This window comes from Saezia sanguinis (assembly GCF_003991585.1).
Lineage (GTDB): Bacteria > Pseudomonadota > Gammaproteobacteria > Burkholderiales > Burkholderiaceae_C > Saezia > Saezia sanguinis.
The window spans coordinates 1-267 of the sequence record NZ_PQSP01000089.1 but is presented as its reverse complement, the minus strand read 5'-3'; the positions used below and the strand labels follow the sequence as shown (position 1 = coordinate 267).

At 67.0% G+C, this 267-nt stretch carries 1 protein-coding gene; it reads right to left on the bottom strand.

Translation table 11 applies throughout. The features are described 5' to 3' along the window. Positions 1-267, bottom strand: a 267-nt coding sequence (locus CUZ56_RS15100) for a chorismate-binding protein (RefSeq protein WP_204250950.1), incomplete at both ends; no start/stop codon positions are given.

The following is a 267-nucleotide window of genomic DNA, read 5'->3' as shown; positions in this document are numbered from 1 at the left end:
GCACCGTACCGGGTACGCAGACCCGGCCCAGATCGTTACGCCCGAGATCGACGAGCATGAGATGTTCGGCGTTCTCCTTCTCGTCGGCGAGCAGGCCCTTCTCGAGCAGCAGATCGTCCTCTTCGGTGGCGCCGCGCCAGCGGGTGCCCGCGATCGGGTGCGTGGTCGCGACCCCGTCCTGTACGGCCACCAGCGCTTCCGGGCTGGATCCGACGATCGAGAACGCGGTGTTTCCGTCGCCGTCCGGGATGTGCAGCAGGAACATGT